Source organism: Streptobacillus felis (genome assembly GCF_001559775.1).
Lineage (GTDB): Bacteria > Fusobacteriota > Fusobacteriia > Fusobacteriales > Leptotrichiaceae > Streptobacillus > Streptobacillus felis.
Window position 1 is genome coordinate 1 of sequence record NZ_LOHX01000211.1, and the last position, 510, is coordinate 510.

Genomic DNA, 510 nt, shown 5'->3' on the forward strand with positions numbered 1-510 from the left:
TAAGCAGACTTTAAGAGAAGAAGATGAAAGATATGTAAATAATAAAGAAAATATAGATATAGATGGAAAGAATGTAGAGTATACAGTAGAAGAAGACCCAAGATATACAAAACTATCAAATTTCTTAAATAATCCGTATTTTCTAAATAATATTAAATATAATAATAATAACAAGTATTTAATAAATGAATTTAAATTAGAGGATAAAAAACTTGAAGAAAAAACTCCTAAGAAAAGTAATATAACACTAAATGCAACGAATTTAAATATTAGAGACCTCAAATTAAAGTTAGAAAATACTAAACTATCAATTAATAATTTATTAATAGACTGAGTAATATTAAAAGCCTTAGATAGATTAGATATTTAAACAGATACTATCACACATAAATAAAAAGTAGTTGACAAAGAGACAAATCTAGTAACTGATGAAAATGTATATATTATTAGATATGAAGAATTATAGAATACAACTATATAGGCAAATAATACAAATATACTATTTTAAAA

1 protein-coding gene is annotated in these 510 nt (G+C 21.0%); it reads left to right on the plus strand.

The window, feature by feature from the left end:
• A partial coding sequence (locus AYC60_RS08985) for a hypothetical protein (protein WP_197416948.1) occupies window positions 1–334 on the plus strand: 334 nt, incomplete at its 5' end.
• Window positions 335–510 lie beyond the last annotated feature (176 nt).